Below are 14,941 nucleotides of genomic sequence, written 5' to 3'. Positions count from 1 at the left end.
GCGCCCTGTGGGGGTGTACAACTCCCGGACGGGTTCTCGCGTCACGATCGCAGTGCGAGCGTGCGCGGGCGCACCGGGGCGGGCAGCTCCGTGCTGCCCTGGAGGTAGGTGTCGGCCGCGGCGGCCGCGGCACGGCCCTCCGCGATGGCCCACACGATGAGGGACTGCCCGCGGCCGGCGTCGCCGGCCACGAACACGCCAGGCAGACTAGCTGCGTAGTCGTCGCCGCGGGCCACCAGGCCGCGCTCGGTGACCTCGATGCCGGTCTGCTCCTCGAGCACACCGGTCTCCGGGCCGGTGAAGCCCATGGCCACCAGCACGAGGTCGGCGGGGATCTCGCGCTCCGTGCCGGGCGTGGGCACGCGGCGGCCGTCGGGCAGGTACTCGGTCTCGGCGACCTTGAGCGCCCGGACCCGGCCCTCGGCGTCCGGCAGGAACTCCACCGTGGACGCGAGGTAGGTGCGCTCGCCGCCCTCCTCGTGGGACGTCGAGACCTCGAACAGGATCGGGTCGGTCGGCCACGGCTGGTTCGCCGGGCGCTCCAGCGGCGGCTTCTTGCCGATCGCGAGCGTGGTGACGCTCGCGGCGCCCTGGCGCAGCGCGGTGCCGAGGCAGTCGGAGCCGGTGTCGCCGCCGCCGATGATGACCACGTGCTTGCCGGCGGCCGACGGCGCGCCGTCGGGCAGCACGTCCGGGGTGCCGGCGCCGACCGCCTTGTTGGCGGGGGTCAGGTAGTCCATCGCGAAGTGGATGCCGGCCAGGTCCCGCCCCGGCAGGGGCAGGTCGCGCGGCACGGTGGCGCCCGTGGCGACCACGACGGCGTCGAACCGGCGGCGCAGGGCGTCCCAGCTGATGTCCTCGCCGATGGTGACGCCGGGGCGGAACCGCGTGCCCTCGGCCTCCATCTGCGCCAGGCGGCGGTCGATGTGGTGCTTCTCCAGCTTGAAGTCCGGGATGCCGTAGCGCAGCAGGCCGCCGATCGCGTCGTCCCGCTCGTAGACGACGACGGTGTGCCCGGCGCGCGTGAGCTGCTGCGCGGCGGCGAGACCCGCGGGGCCCGAGCCGACGACGGCCACCGTGGAGCCCGTGAGCCGCTCCGGGACGTGCGGCGTGACCAGGCCGCGGGCGAAGGCCTCGTCGATGATCGACACCTCGACGTTCTTGATGGTCACCGCGGGCTGGTTGATGCTCAGCACGCAGGACGACTCGCACGGCGCCGGGCACACCCGCCCGGTGAACTCCGGGAAGTTGTTCGTGGCGTGCAGGCGGTCGATCGCGTCGGCCCACTGCCCGCGCCACACCAGGTCGTTCCAGTCCGGGATCAGGTTGCCCAGCGGGCAGCCCTGGTGGCAGAACGGCACGCCGCAGTCCATGCAGCGGCCGGCCTGCTCCTTGAGGAACGGCTGCCCCTCGGTGCGGTGGGCGTGCGTGTCCTTCCAGTCCCGCAGGCGCACCTCGACGGGCCGGTTCGGCGGGAGCTCGCGCTCCCGCACCTTGAGGAATCCTCTCGGGTCAGCCACGTGCCACCTCCATGATCTGGTTCCACACGGACGGGTCCCACTGGGACGTGCCCGAGATGTCGGTGCCGGCGGCCTCCGCCTCGGCCAGGGCCAGGCGCACGCGCGCCCAGCCGGGGGGCAGCAGGCGGCTGAACCGGCCGCGCGCCGCCTCGGGGTCCGCGAGCAGCTCGGCCGCGACGGCCGAGCCGGTCTCGGCGTGGTGCCGCTCCAGCAGGCCGCGCACCGTCGCCCAGTCGGCGTCGTCCAGGACAGCGACGGCGAGCTCGCCCGCCTCCAGCGCCGCCTGGTTGACGCGCGCGACCCGCAGGTCCAGGAAGTACGCCGTGCCGCCGGACATGCCGGCGCCGACGTTCCGGCCCGTGGGCCCGAGCACCAGCACCGTGCCGCCCGTCATGTACTCGCAGGCATGGTCGCCCACGCCCTCCGCGACGAGCGTGGCACCGGAGTTGCGCACGCCGAACCGCTCCCCCACGCGGCCACGCAGGTAGATCTCGCCGGACGTGGCGCCGTAGCCGATCACGTTGCCCGCGATGACGTCGGAGCCGCCGAGCACCGCCGCCTTGTCGGGCCGCACCGCGATGCGGCCGCCCGACAGGCCCTTGCCGACGTAGTCGTTGGCGTCGCCGAACAGGCGCAGCGTGATGCCGCGCGGCACGAACGCGCCGAACGACTGCCCGGCCGACCCGGTGAGGACCACCTCGATCGTGTCGTCGGGCAGGCCCTGCCCCCTGTACCGCTTGGTCACCTCGTGGCCGAGCATCGTGCCGACCGTGCGGTTCACGTTGCGCACGGGCAGCTCGATCCGGACACGCTCGCCCGTCCCCAGCGCCGGGGCCGCCGCCGCGATGAGCTGGTTGTCCAGCGCGCGGGCCAGGCCGTGGTCCTGCGCCGTCGTGTGGCGCAGCGCCGAGCCCTCCTTGACCTGCGGGCGCGCGAGCACCGGCGTCAGGTCGAGCCCCTGGGCCTTCCAGTGGTCGACGGCCTTGCGGGTGTCGAGCACCTGCACCTGGCCGACGGCCTCCTGGAGGCTGCGGAAGCCGAGCGCCGCGAGGTGCTCGCGCACCTCCTGGGCGACGAACTCGAAGAAGTTCACGACGAACTCCGGCTTGCCGGTGAACCGGCTGCGCAGCTCGGGGTTCTGCGTCGCGACGCCGACGGGGCACGTGTCCAGGTGGCAGACGCGCATCATGATGCAGCCCGAGACCACCATCGGCGCCGTCGCGAAGCCGAACTCCTCGGCCCCGAGCAGCGCGGCGACGATCACGTCGCGGCCCGTCTTCATCTGGCCGTCGACCTGGACGACGATGCGGTCGCGCAGGTCGTTGAGCACGAGCGTCTGCTGGGTCTCGGCCAGGCCGATCTCCCACGGCGTGCCCGCGTGCTTGAGCGACGTGAGCGGCGAGGCGCCCGTGCCGCCGTCGTGCCCGGAGATGAGCACGACGTCGGCGTGCGCCTTGGACACGCCGGTGGCCACCGTGCCCACGCCGAACTCGGAGACGAGCTTGACGTGGATCCGCGCATCCGGGTTGGCGTTCTTCGCGTCGTGGATGAGCTGCGCCAGGTCCTCGATCGAGTAGATGTCGTGGTGCGGCGGCGGCGAGATCAGCCCGACGCCCGGCGTCGAGTGCCGGGTCTTGGCCACCCACGGGTAGACCTTGGGCCCGGGGAGCTGGCCACCCTCGCCGGGCTTGGCGCCCTGGGCGAGCTTGATCTGGATGTCCGTGGCCTGCGTCAGGTACTCCGAGGTCACGCCGAACCGGCCCGACGCGATCTGCTTGACGCGCGAGCGCCGCTCGTCGTCGTACAGGCGGTCGGGGTCCTCGCCGCCCTCGCCCGTGTTCGACCGGCCGCCGAGGCGGTTCATCGCGATCGCGAGGGTCTCGTGCGCCTCGGCCGAGATGGAGCCGTAGGACATGGCGCCCGTGTTGAACAGCTTGACGATCTCGCTGACCGGCTGGACCTCGTCGATCGGCACGGGCTCGCGGTCGGGGCTGAAGCGCAGCAGGCCGCGCAGCGTCATGAGGCGCTGCGACTGCTCGTCCACGCGCCGCGTGTACTGCCGGAAGACGTCCATGCGGCCGGACCGGGTGGCGTGCTGCAGGCGGAACACGGTCTCCGGGTCGAACAGGTGGTCCTCGCCGTCGCGCCGCCACTGGTACTCGCCGCCCGTGGTGAGGCGCTCGCCCGGCTTCTTGTTGCCCGACGGCGGGTACGCCTCCGCGTGCCTGGCCGCCACCTCCGCCGCGATGACGTCGAGGCCGATGCCGCCGAGCCGCGAGGTGGTGCCGGTGAAGTAGTCCTCGACCAGGTCGTGGGACAGGCCGATGGCCTCGAAGATCTGGGCGCCGCGGTAGGACATGAGCGTGGAGATGCCCATCTTGGACATCACCTTGAGCACGCCCTTGCCGAGCGCCTTGATGAGGTTGGCGACGGCCTTCTCCGGGCTCACGTCGAGGTAGCCGCGCAGGGCCAGGTCCTCGACCGTCTCCATCGCGAGGTACGGGTTGATGGCGGCGGCGCCGTAGCCGATGAGCAGCGCCACGTGGTGCACCTCGCGCACGTCGCCGGCCTCGACCACGAGCGACACCCGGTTGCGGGTGTGCTTGCGCACCAGGTGGTGGTGCACGGCGCTGGTCAGCAGCAGGGACGGGATGGGCGCGAGCTCGGAGTTGGCGTCGCGGTCCGACAGCACGAGGAAGCTGACGCCCTCCTCGACGTACCGGTCGACCTCGGCGAAGATCGCCTCCAGCCGCGCGAGCAGCGCGGCGCCGCCGCCGGAGACGTCGTACAGGCCCTGGATCGTCTCGGCGTGGAACACGCCCTCCAGCTCGCGGTCGCGCTCGACGTGCACGATCTTGGCGAGCTGGTCGTTGTCCAGCACCGGGAAGCCGAGCACGAGCTTGCGGGCGTGCTCCGGCAGGTCGGCCAGGAGGTTGGGCTCCGGCCCGATGGCGCTGCCGATGGCGGTGACGAGCTCTTCGCGGATCGCGTCCAGCGGCGGGTTGGTGACCTGCGCGAACATCTGCGTGAAGTAGTCGAACAGGAGCCGCGGGCGCTGCGAGAGCACGGCGACGGGCGTGTCGGAGCCCATGGCGCCGAGCGGTTCCCCGCCGGTAGTCGCCATCGGCGACAGGATGATCTTGAGCTCCTCCTCGGTGTACCCGAAGGCCCGCTGCCGACGGCGGACCGACGCGGGGCTGTGCGCCACGTGCTCGCGGTCGGGCAGCTCGTCGAGGTGGATCGAGTACTCGCGGATCCAGTCGCCGTACGGGTGCATCGCCGCGAGGCCTGCCTTGACCTCCTCGTCCTCGACGATCCGGCCCGAGCCGGTGTCCACGAGGAACATCTTGCCAGGCTCCAGGCGGCCCTTGCGGACCACGGTGGCCGGGTCGATGTCGAGCACGCCGGCCTCCGAGGCCAGCACGACCAGGCCGTCCTCGGTGACCCACCAGCGGCCGGGGCGCAGGCCGTTGCGGTCCAGCACTGCCCCGATCAGGGTGCCGTCGGTGAACGTGAGGGAGGCGGGGCCGTCCCACGGCTCGATGAGGTTGGCGTTGTACTCGTAGAAGGACCGCAGCGCCGGGTCCATGCCCAGGTTGTTCTCCCAGGCCTCCGGCACCATCATCAGCACGGCGTGCGGCAGGGAGCGGCCGCTCAGGTGTAGCAGCTCCAGCACCTCGTCGAAGCTCGCCGAGTCGCTCGCCCCCGGCGAGCACACGGGCTGCAGCGCCTCCAGGTCGCCGAGCAGGTCGGACCGCATGGTGCCCTCGCGCGCCGCCACCCAGTTGCGGTTGCCGCGCACGGTGTTGATCTCGCCGTTGTGGGCCAGCAGCCGGAACGGCTGGGCCAGCGGCCAGGACGGGAACGTGTTGGTGGAGAACCGCGAGTGGACGAGCGCGAGCTCCGTGGCGTACCGCGGGTCGGACAGGTCGGGGAAGAACGGCTCGAGCTGCGCGGTGGTCAGCATTCCCTTGTAGGTCAGGGTGCGGGCGCTGAGCGAGGCGAAGTACAGCCCCACCTCGTTCTCGGCGCGCTTGCGCAGCCGGTAGCAGCGCCGGTCCAGGTCGATGCCGGACAGGCCGCCGGACGGGTCGGCCACGACGATCTGCCGGAACACCGGCATCGAGGCGCGCGCCGTCGGGCCGACGATCCCCGCGTCCACCGGGACGTCGCGCCAGGCCAGCACGTCGAGCTTCTCCTCGGCGGCCAGGGCCTCCACGCGGCGCACGACGGCGTCCCGCTCGGCGTCGTCGGTGGGCAGGAACGCCGTGCCGATGGCGTACCTGCCCGCGGGCGGCAGGTCGACGCCCACGACGTCGCGGATGAACGCGTCAGGGATCTGGGTGAGGATGCCGGCGCCGTCGCCGCTGTCCTCCTCCGCGCCCACCGCACCGCGGTGGTCAAGGTTCAGCAGGGCGGTCAGCCCGGCATCGACGATGTCGCGCCCGGGCGTGCCGCGCAGGGTCGCCACGAAGGCGACGCCGCACGCGTCGTGCTCGGCCGCCGGGTCGTACAGTCCGCCTTCAAACGTCTGCGCGGGCAGCCCAACCCTCTGTGTCGGCAACGGCTTGGTCATGGGTCCTCACAGGCACCCGGCCGTGGCCGGGCGCAGTTCTTGCGGTGGTCCGGGACGACGGCGGCCCGGTCGGTCAGGGGCTCGTCGTCCGGTGGTCCCGGCGGTCGTGCCCCTCAGGTGCGCGCGGAGGCGTCCCCGTCGGACTCCTCCGCTGCCGCGGTCTTCTCTTCCTCCGGCTCGGCGTCCGCCTCACCGGTTTCTTCGGCTCCTGGGTCCTGCTCCGGGCCGGCCTCCTGGCCGGCCGGCGGGTCCTGGTCCTCCGGCCGCAGCCGCACCGACTCCTCCCTGGTGGGGAACCTGCGAGCCAGCACGATCGAGACCACCAGGGCCGTGAGGCCCAGGAGGATCGAGGTCCAGACGTTGAGGCGGAGCCCCAGCACCAGCTCCGCATCGTCGATGCGGAGCATCTCGATCCAGACCCGTCCGAGAGTGTAGAGCAGGACGTACGCCCAGAATACCCGCCCATGACCCAACCTGAACCGACGGTCGAGATAGAGCAGAACTCCGGCCATCACCAGGTTCCACAGCAGCTCGTACAGGAACGTAGGGTGGAAGAGCGTGCCCTCGGGGTACGCCACGCCGGTGGCCGGGTTCGCCACCAGGTGCTCCGCGTCGATGTACAGGCCCCAGGGCAGCTCGGTGGGCTGCCCGTAGAGCTCCTGGTTGAACCAGTTCCCGAGGCGGCCGACGGCCTGCGCGACCAGGAGGCCCGGCGCAACGGCGTCGGCGAACGACCAGAAGCGCACGCCCTTCCTGCGGCAGCCGAGCCACGCGCCGACGGCGCCCAGCGCCACCGCACCCCAGATGCCGAGGCCGCCCTCCCAGATGCGGAGCGCCGCCAGGGGGTCGCCGCCGCCCGAGAAGTCCTCGCCGAAGTACCGGTCGGGCGAGGACAGCACGTGGTAGACCCGGCCGCCGACGATCCCGAACGGGACCGCCCAGAACGTGATCTCCAGCACGTCGTCCGGGTCTCCCCCGCGCGCCTTCCACCGCCGCGCCGTCATCCAGACGGCGACGACGATGCCGGCCAGGATCGCCAGCGCGTACGCGCGCAGCGGGAAGAACCCGAGGTACCAGGTGTGCTCGGGCGGGCTGGGGATCTCCGCGGCCAGGCCGGCCGACAGCACGGCGGCCGGCTCGGTGAGCAGAGCGGCCGGCGGTGCGGTCAGCAGGGTCACGGGGCCTCTCCAGGGACGGTGCGCGCGCCGGGCTCGACGCGTGCCGACCGTACCCCGTCCGCCAGCTCCTCCGTCAGGGCACCGAGCTTCGTGAGACGCGCGGCCCACTCGGCGTCGTCCACCTCGTGCGGCGGGCCGGGCACGGTGTGCCCCGGCAGCTTCTCGCCCAGCAGGGTCCGGACCAGCGCCGACCCGACGATGACGCCGTCGGCGTACCGGCCCACCTCCCTGGCCTGCGCCCCCGTGGACACGCCGAGACCGACGCACACCAGCTCGGCGCCGGCGGCGCGGGTGTCGGCCACCAGCTGCTCGGCACGCTCCCCCACCGTCGCGCGGGCCCCGGTCACCCCCATGACGGACGTCGCGTAGATGAACCCGCGCGCCGCCCCGACCGTCAGGCGCAGACGCTCGGGGGTGGAGCTCGGCGCCACGAGGAAGACGCGGTCCAGCCCAGGCGCGCCGTCGGCGGTACCGCCGCCGCCCGGCCCGCCGGCGTACCGGTCGCTCGCCGCCAGCCAGTCCTTGCCCTCGTCCGGAATGAGGTCCGGCGTGATCAGCCCGGCCCCGCCGGCGGCGGCCAGGTCGCGCGCGAACGCGTCGACGCCGTAGCGCAGCACCGGGTTCCAGTACGTCATCACGACCACCGGCACGTGCGGCGCGTAGGCGGTCAGCTCGGCCAGCACCCGGAACACGTCCGACAGCCGGGTCCCCGCGTCCAGGGCGCCCTGTGCCGCCGCCTGCACGACCGGGCCGTCCAGCACCGGGTCGGTGTACGGGACGCCGAGCTCGATCATGTCCACGCCGTGGTCGACCATGGTCTTCAGTGCCTCGACCGAGCGGGCCGTCGTCGGGAAGCCGACCGGCAGGTAGCCGCCGAGGGCCGGACGGTTCTCCTCGTCGCGCAGGCGCGCCAGCAGCTCGCCCGTGACGCCCCGGGCCGTCGTCGTGGTCCCGGCCGTGACCTGGCTCATCCTCGTCCCTCCTGGCGTTCGAGCTCCTCGGCGGCGGCGCCGTCGTCGAGCAGCCCGAACCAGCGCGCCGCCGTCGCCACGTCCTTGTCACCGCGGCCGGACAGGTTCACCACGATCACGAGCGGCTCGCCGTCCGGCCCCGTCCGGCCCTGCTGCGCCGCTGCCTTGCCCACGCGGAGCGCGCCCGCGAGGGCGTGCGCGGACTCGATGGCCGGGATGATGCCCTCGGTCTCGCACAGCAGGCGGAAGGCGTTCATGGCCTCGTCGTCGGTGACCGGCTCGTAGGTCGCGCGGCCGAGGTCGTGCAGCCAGGCGTGCGCGGGACCGACGCTCGGGTAGTCCAGGCCCGCCGACACGGAGTGGCTGGGCAGGGTCTGGCCGTCGTCGTCCTGCAGCAGGTAGGAGCGCGCGCCGTGCAGCACGCCCGGCAGGCCGCCGGAGAACCGCGCGGCGTGCAGGCCCGTGGTCACACCCTCGCCGCCGGCCTCGAAGCCGTACAGGTCCACGCCGTCGTCGTCGAGGAACGCGTTGAAGATGCCCAGCGCGTTGGACCCGCCGCCGACGCACGCCGCGACGACGTCGGGCAGGCGGCCGACGCGTTCGAGGACCTGCTCGCGCGCCTCCTCGCCGATGACGCGGTGGAACTGGCGCACCATCTCGGGGAACGGGTGCGGGCCGGTGACCGTGCCCAGCAGGTAGTGCGTGGTCTCGACGTTGGCGACCCAGTCGCGCAGTGCCTCGTTGATGGCGTCCTTGAGGGTGCGCGAGCCGATCTTGACCGGCACCACCTCGGCACCGAGCAGGCGCATGCGCGCCACGTTGAGCGCCTGCCGCCGGGTGTCCTCCTCGCCCATGTAGACCACGCACTCGAGGTCCATCAGGGCGGCGGCCGTCGCGGTGGCCACGCCGTGCTGGCCGGCCCCCGTCTCCGCGATCACGCGCTTCTTGCCCATGCGCTTGACCAGCAGGGCCTGGCCCAGCACGTTGTTGATCTTGTGCGAGCCGGTGTGGTTGAGGTCCTCGCGCTTGAGGAACACGCGGACGGCGCCGTCGGCCCCGCCCGCGTGCCTGGCGAACCGCGGCACCTCGGTCAGCGGGCTCGGCCGGCCGGTGTACTCGCGGTGCAGACGCCGCAGCTCGGCCGCGAACGCGGGATCGTCCGCCGCCTTGCGGAACTCGGTCTCCAGCTCCTCGAGCGCCGCGATGAGCGCCTCCGGCACGAACCGCCCGCCGTACCGGCCGAAGTACGGGCCGGAGACGTCGGCTAGCTTCACGTCTGTCACCTGTGTTCCCTTCAGGCCGGGCGGACGGAGCGCAGCGACGGGTGCGAGCCCGCCGCGACGAGGTCGGCCACCGAGGCGCGCGGGGCGCCGTCGGTCACGAGCGCCTCGCCCACCAGGACGGCGTCCGCGCCGGCGCGGGCCATCTCCATCACGTCGTGCGGGCCCCTGATGCCGGACTCCGCGATCTTGACCACGTCGTCCGGGATGTACTCGGCGAGGCTGCCGAACAGGCCGCGGTCCAGCTCGAGCGTCTTGAGGTTGCGGGCGTTGACGCCGACCACGCGCGCCCCGGCGTCGACGGCCCGGCGGACCTCCTCCAGGTTGTGCGCCTCCACCAGCGCGGTCATGCCGAGCGAGTGGACCCGGTCCACGAGGGACTCGAGCACCGTCTGCTCCAGGGCGGCCACGATGAGCAGCACCAGGTCGGCCCCGTGCGCCCGCGCCTCCCACACCTGGTACGGCGTCACCACGAAGTCCTTGCGCAGCACCGGGACGTCGACCCGGCCCCGCACCGCGTCCAGGTCGGCCAGCGAGCCGTTGAACCGGCGCTGCTCGGTAAGCACGGAGATGGCGGAGGCCCCGCCGGTCTCGTACTCGACGGCGAGGGCGGCCGGGTCGGCGATCTGCGCCAGCGAGCCCTTGCTCGGGCTCGAGCGCTTCACCTCGGCGATCACCGAGACGGCGTCCGCCTGCTTGAGGCGGCCGAGGCACTCAAGGGCCCCGGGCACCGCGGTGGCGCGCTCCTTGAGCGCGTCGAGAGGCACGCGTGCCTCGCGCTCCGCGAGGTCCTCCCGAACCCCCGCGACGATGTCCTCCAGGACCGACATGTAATGAGCCTCCCCGTGCCCTTGCTCTCGTCATGCGACCTCATGCGCCGGGCGCCGCCGGGTACGCATGCTGGGAGCGTTCGCCCCATGGTCATCGTAGGCGGACCGAGGGTGTGGTCCTGACCACTCCCGGACCGTGAGACGACGCCCCGTCAGCTCGCGGGCGGGGAGTCGTCCGAACCCTCCCTGGGCATCGCCTGGTCAGATCCAGGGGGTCAGGTAGGGCTGCAGCCCCGGAAGGTTGCGCGCCACGAAGAAGGCGACGGCGACGGCGAGCGTGACCCACCCGGCCGTGCTCGACAGGCCCAGGAACGGCCTGCCGCGCGCCGCGGACACCAGCCAGGCCAGCCACAGGACGACGACCACCGGGGCGGCGACGGTCCACAGCGCGTTGGCCGACCAGGCGCCCGCCAGGTCCAGGTGCGCCAGGTCGTGGGTGGCGCGCAGGCCGCCGCACAGCGGGCAGGCCAGCCCGGTCAGCTCCAGCAGCGGGCAGAACCCGTAGGAGCCGCGCACGTGCGGGTCGCGTACCGCGACCAGCACCGTGGCGGCTCCGACCGCCAGGCCCGCGAGCAGCGGCGCCCGGAGCGCTGGCGCCGTGTGCGGCCGGGTGGCCGGTTCAGGAGGAGGTGCCACCGGTCAGGAACTGGGCGACGACGAGCCCGACCACGAAGGCCAGGATCACTATCGAGAACCAGCCCAGCACGACGCCGGTCAGGGCCATGCCCTCGTTGTTCGCCTCACCGGCGCGCACGGCCCTGCGGCCCTTGTTGCCGATGATGATGGCGGGGATACCGGTGAGGACGCCGAGCGCCAGCGCCACCGACGCGATGCCCAGCACCAGCGACCACACCCCCAGGCTGTTGCGGGGGTGGGCGGCGGGCGCAGGGGCCATCGCGAAGGCGGTCATCGCGAGCCCGACCGCCGGACCGCCTTCTGGCCCAGGCCCAGGTTGCGCAGTACCAGCCCCACGATCAGCGAGACGCCGACCACGACCATGCCGACCACGAACAGGACCAGCCCTGCCGACGACGTCGACGCCAGCACTAGGCCGATGGCGGAGATCAGCGCACCGAGCGTGATGCCTGACATCGTCACCCACGCGGCGACCGTGTGGCCGTGGTTGGTCGGCGGGACGCCCGGCGGGAGGTAGGCGATCTCGGGCTTGTTCTCGGTCATCGCGGGTGGATTGCCTTTCGTGTCGTGCGGTACGCGCTCAGCCTAACCGTTTCGGTGGGGGTCAGCGGCCCGTCGGGTCGTCGCCGCGGGACAGGGCGTCCCAGGCGTCGTGGGGGTCGATCTCGTCGTCGGACTCGGGGTCGTCGGACTGGTCGTCGGTGGGGGTGGCATTGCGGGTGGCCGGCTCGGACGTGGGGCCGGTGGCTGGTCCGACGTCGGCGGTGGTTGCCGTGGTGTTGCCGGCGGAGGTGGCGGCCGCGGCGCCGTCCGCGGAGGCCGTGCTGTCGGCCGGCGCTGCGCTGCCGGCGGTGGCCGAGGCGGCGCCGCCGCCCCGCGCCGTGGTCTGGTCCGCGCGCTCGTGCCGGCCCGACGTCGCCGTCCACCCCCGCGCCGAGATCCCGCCCCAGACCGCCACGGCCACGGCGAGCACACCGGTGGCGACGGCGGCCCACGGCCAGGCGGTCAGCGTGACGGGCGAGGTGAGCTCGGTGACGCCGCTGGCGGCGGACGCGGCGGAGGTGGCGGCGGGCACGGGGTCGCCGACGACGGCGAGCGTGCTCACCACCACGAGCACGCCGGCCGCCGCGGCGACCGCGAGCGCGAGGTACCTGGCCACGCGCCCGGTGAGCGCGCACGCCACCCCGGCCGCCAGGAGCACCAGGGCGCCGGCCCCGACCCCTGGCGCGGCCGACGTGCCGGAGGCGGCGACCGCCACCTCGGGCTCCAGCGCCGTGGCCACGGTGGTGGTCACCCAGGTAGGCGAGCCGGTGCCGAACGTGAGCGCGCCCAGCGCGAGCAGCGCCAGGACGGTGCGGGTGCGGGTCACCGGCCGGCCTCCGCCGTCCGCGGGGAGGCCGGCCCGAGCGGCGCGGTCTGTGGCAACGCCGCCCCGGGCGACGCGGTGCCCGCCGTCCCGGGCGGCGCGGTGCGCGCCGTCGCCGTCTCCGCGGGCTCGGTCCCCAGCCGTGCGGTGCCCGAGGGCGCCGCGCCAAGCGGCGCCAGGCGGGACGCGAGCTGGATGGCGCGCACGGCCGCCGCTGCCTTGTTGCGCGACTCGGCGTACTCCAGGGCGGGCACCGAGTCGGCCACGATGCCCGCGCCGGCCTGGACGCTGGCACGGCCGTCGGCGATGTACGCGGTGCGGATGGCGATCGCCATGTCCATGTTGCCGCCGAAGTCGAAGTAGCCGCACACCCCGCCGTAGATGCCGCGCGAGGCGGGCTCCAGCTCGTCGATCAGGGCGATCGCACGGGGCTTCGGCGCGCCGGACAGCGTGCCGGCCGGGAACGTCGCCTTCAGCGCGTCCAGCGCGCCGAAGCCCGCGCGCAGGCGGCCCACGACGGTCGAGCACATGTGCATGATGTGGCTGAACCGGCGCACGGCCATGAACTCGACCACCTCGACGCTGGTCGGCTCGCAGACCTTCACCATGTCGTTGCGGGACAGGTCGACGAGCATGATGTGCTCGGCGCGCTCCTTGGGGTCGGCCAGCAGCTCCTCGCCGAGCTCTGCGTCCTCCTCCGGGTGCGCGCCCCGCGGCCGGGACCCGGCGATCGGGTAGGTGGTGACGTGGCCGTCGTCCACCTTCACCAGCGTCTCAGGGCTGGAGCCGACCACGGCGAACTCTGCGCCGTCCGGCTTGGCCAGGTGGAAGTAGTACATGTACGGGCTCGGGTTCACGGTGCGCAGGGCGCGGTAGACGTCCAGCGGGTCCGCGGGGCAGTCCAGGTCCAGGCGCTGGGACAGCACCACCTGGAACACCTCGCCGTCGCGGATCGCCTCCTTGCCGGCGAGCACCGCGTCCTCGAACTCCTGGCGGGTCGACCGGAACTCGAGCTGCGGCTCCGGCACGTCCTCGACCACCACCGACGTGACCCGCGACCCGCCGGAGGCGAGCTGCGCCTCCATCGCGTCGAGCCGCGCGACGGCGTCCGCGTAGGCCTCGTCCATGCGCTCGTCGGTGGCATCGGCGTTGATCGCGTTCGCGACCAGCCACACGGTGCCCTCCCGGTGGTCGACCACGGCGAGGTCGGTCGCGAGGCACAGCGCGAGCTCGGGCGCGCCGGTCTCGTCCGGGGCGGTCGCGGGCAGCGTGGGCTCCCAGTGCCGCACGATGTCCCAGCCCAGCACGCCCGCCAGGCCGCCGGTCAGGGGCGGCAGGTTCGCCACCCCGGGCGTGCGGAGCGCGGTGAGTGCCGCCTCCACGACGTCGACGACGTCGCCGTCGGTCGGGATGCCCACCGGGACGTCGCCGGTCCAGGCCGCCCGGCCGCCGTCGCTGGTCAGGGTCGCCCGCGAGGCGACGCCGACGAACGACCAGCGCGCCCACACGCCGTCGGACTCGGCCGACTCCAGGATGAACGTCCCCGGCCGGCCTTTGGCCAGGGTGCGGTAGAGGCCGACGGGCGTGGCGTCGTCCGCCAGGACCGGGCGGACGACGGGGATCACCCGGCGGTCGGCGGCCATCTCGCGGAACTCCCCGAGGCTCGGCCAGGTGCGACCCCAGGGCAGGTCGGCGGGTGCGGTCGCCGTACGGGCCTCGTGGGGGTCGAGCTGGGTGTCGAGCTGGGTCACCGGTCCTCCTCGTTCTGCCGGGTGCCGGGCTGTTCGGTGCTGTTCTGACCTGCACGGTCGTGGTCAGCGCGGCCTTGGCCTGAGTCGTCCTGACCAGCACGGTCACGGCCGGCACGGCCTTGGTCGGCACCGTCCTGTTTGGCGTGGTCCCAGTCGTCGCAGTCCTCCGGGCCGCGCTCTCCCACCACAGCGCCGAGGTCGCCGCCCGCCTCGAAGCACGTGCGGGTTCCGGTGTGGCACGCGGCGCCCACCTGGTCCACCTGGACCAGCAGGGCGTCGCCGTCGCAGTCGATGCTCGCGGCCTTGACGTACTGGGCGTGCCCGGACGTGTCGCCCTTGCGCCAGTACTCCTTGCGGCTGCGGGACCAGAACGTCACGCGCCCCTCGGTCAGCGTGCGGCGCAGGGCCTCGTCGTCCATCCAGCCGACCATGACCACCTCGCCCGTGTCGTGCTGCTGCACGACGGCGGTCACCAGACCGGCGTCGTCCCGCTTGAGCCGGGCGGAGATGGTGGGATCAAGAACTTCGGGCACCTGAGAATCCTGCCACGTCCCGAGCCGACGGCGATGTGACGTCCGCCGCCGACCCGCAAGTTACAGCCCGCTCCGGGCGCCGAACCGCAAGATACGTGTCGATCATGTGCCTCAGTGACTAGTTCGCTTCGGTTCGACGGCCGGAGCTGACCACAACCTGCGGTTCGGCGTCGGGCGTCGATGACAACCTGCGGCTCGGCAGCCGGAGCCGACAACAACCTGCGGTTGGGCGAGCAGAGCCGAGTACGTAGCTTGCGGTTCGACACCAGCCAGATGGGTCTCCTACGGGCCGGCGACTCC

The 14,941-nt window shown here is 73.3% G+C and carries 11 protein-coding genes and 1 pseudogene; all 12 read right to left on the bottom strand.

Going from position 1 to position 14,941, the window contains the following annotated elements:
- Positions 1–41: 41 nt before the first annotated feature.
- Positions 42–1,520 (bottom strand): glutamate synthase subunit beta, encoded by a 1,479-nt coding sequence (locus AC0QU1_RS10675; RefSeq protein ID WP_483576356.1) that lies wholly within the window; start codon positions 1,518–1,520, stop codon positions 42–44.
- Positions 1,513–6,096 (bottom strand): glutamate synthase large subunit, encoded by a 4,584-nt coding sequence (gltB, locus tag AC0QU1_RS10670; RefSeq protein ID WP_483576355.1) that lies wholly within the window; start codon positions 6,094–6,096, stop codon positions 1,513–1,515. Before gltB ends, AC0QU1_RS10675 begins: the two co-directional genes overlap by 8 nt.
- Positions 6,097–6,209: 113 nt before the next feature.
- Positions 6,210–7,265: a prolipoprotein diacylglyceryl transferase gene (gene lgt / locus AC0QU1_RS10665; protein ID WP_483576668.1), complete on the bottom strand. Its 1,056-nt coding sequence runs from the start codon at positions 7,263–7,265 to the stop codon at positions 6,210–6,212.
- 5 nt (positions 7,266–7,270) lie between these two features.
- Entirely contained in the window at positions 7,271–8,245 is a 975-nt protein-coding gene (gene trpA, locus AC0QU1_RS10660) for a tryptophan synthase subunit alpha (protein WP_483576354.1), read from the bottom strand.
- The gene (trpB, locus tag AC0QU1_RS10655) at positions 8,242–9,528 is read right to left on the bottom strand and encodes a tryptophan synthase subunit beta (RefSeq protein WP_483576353.1); all 1,287 of its coding nucleotides are present in this window, start codon (positions 9,526–9,528) and stop codon (positions 8,242–8,244) included. The genes trpA and trpB overlap by 4 nt, the downstream gene beginning before the upstream one ends.
- An 11-nt stretch (positions 9,529–9,539) precedes the next feature.
- Positions 9,540–10,355 (bottom strand): indole-3-glycerol phosphate synthase TrpC, encoded by an 816-nt coding sequence (gene trpC, locus AC0QU1_RS10650; RefSeq protein WP_483576352.1) that lies wholly within the window; start codon positions 10,353–10,355, stop codon positions 9,540–9,542.
- A 201-nt stretch (positions 10,356–10,556) separates the two neighbouring features.
- Complete coding sequence (locus AC0QU1_RS10645) at positions 10,557–10,991, bottom strand: DUF2752 domain-containing protein (RefSeq protein ID WP_483576351.1); 435 nt, start codon at positions 10,989–10,991, stop codon at positions 10,557–10,559.
- A complete protein-coding gene (locus tag AC0QU1_RS10640; RefSeq protein WP_483576350.1) occupies positions 10,975–11,265 on the bottom strand; it encodes a DUF4190 domain-containing protein in 291 nt (96 codons plus the stop codon). The genes AC0QU1_RS10645 and AC0QU1_RS10640 overlap by 17 nt, the downstream gene beginning before the upstream one ends.
- Complete coding sequence (locus AC0QU1_RS10635; RefSeq protein ID WP_483576349.1) at positions 11,262–11,534, bottom strand: HGxxPAAW family protein; 273 nt, start codon at positions 11,532–11,534, stop codon at positions 11,262–11,264. Before AC0QU1_RS10635 ends, AC0QU1_RS10640 begins: the two co-directional genes overlap by 4 nt.
- A 61-nt stretch (positions 11,535–11,595) precedes the next feature.
- The gene (locus AC0QU1_RS10630) at positions 11,596–12,360 is read right to left on the bottom strand and encodes a Trp biosynthesis-associated membrane protein (RefSeq protein WP_483576348.1); all 765 of its coding nucleotides are present in this window, start codon (positions 12,358–12,360) and stop codon (positions 11,596–11,598) included.
- Positions 12,357–14,000, bottom strand: a complete 1,644-nt coding sequence (locus AC0QU1_RS10625; protein WP_483616547.1) for an anthranilate synthase component I — start codon at positions 13,998–14,000, stop codon at positions 12,357–12,359. The genes AC0QU1_RS10630 and AC0QU1_RS10625 overlap by 4 nt, the downstream gene beginning before the upstream one ends.
- Before the next feature lie 281 nt (positions 14,001–14,281).
- Positions 14,282–14,641 (bottom strand): annotated as a pseudogene (gene hisI, locus AC0QU1_RS10620) (phosphoribosyl-AMP cyclohydrolase); the annotation flags it as partial.
- Between the last annotated feature and the right edge of the window lie 300 nt (positions 14,642–14,941).

It is taken from the genome of Promicromonospora noduliphila (assembly GCF_056951025.1).
The sequence above is the reverse complement of the archived record's forward strand: the minus strand, read 5'-3'. Positions and strand labels throughout refer to the sequence as shown.

Excerpts from the sequence above, each read along its gene's own strand:
- gltB (WP_483576355.1), bottom strand. The coding sequence starts at position 6,096 with ATGACCAAGCCGTTGCCGACACAGAGGGTTGGGCTGCCCGCGCAGACG.
- AC0QU1_RS10635 (WP_483576349.1), bottom strand. The coding sequence starts at position 11,534 with ATGACCGAGAACAAGCCCGAGATCGCCTACCTCCCGCCGGGCGTCCCG.
- trpC (WP_483576352.1), bottom strand. The coding sequence starts at position 10,355 with ATGTCGGTCCTGGAGGACATCGTCGCGGGGGTTCGGGAGGACCTCGCG.
- AC0QU1_RS10640 (WP_483576350.1), bottom strand. The coding sequence starts at position 11,265 with ATGACCGCCTTCGCGATGGCCCCTGCGCCCGCCGCCCACCCCCGCAAC.
- AC0QU1_RS10625 (WP_483616547.1), bottom strand. The coding sequence starts at position 14,000 with ATGGCCGCCGACCGCCGGGTGATCCCCGTCGTCCGCCCGGTCCTGGCG.
- trpA (WP_483576354.1), bottom strand. The coding sequence starts at position 8,245 with ATGAGCCAGGTCACGGCCGGGACCACGACGACGGCCCGGGGCGTCACG.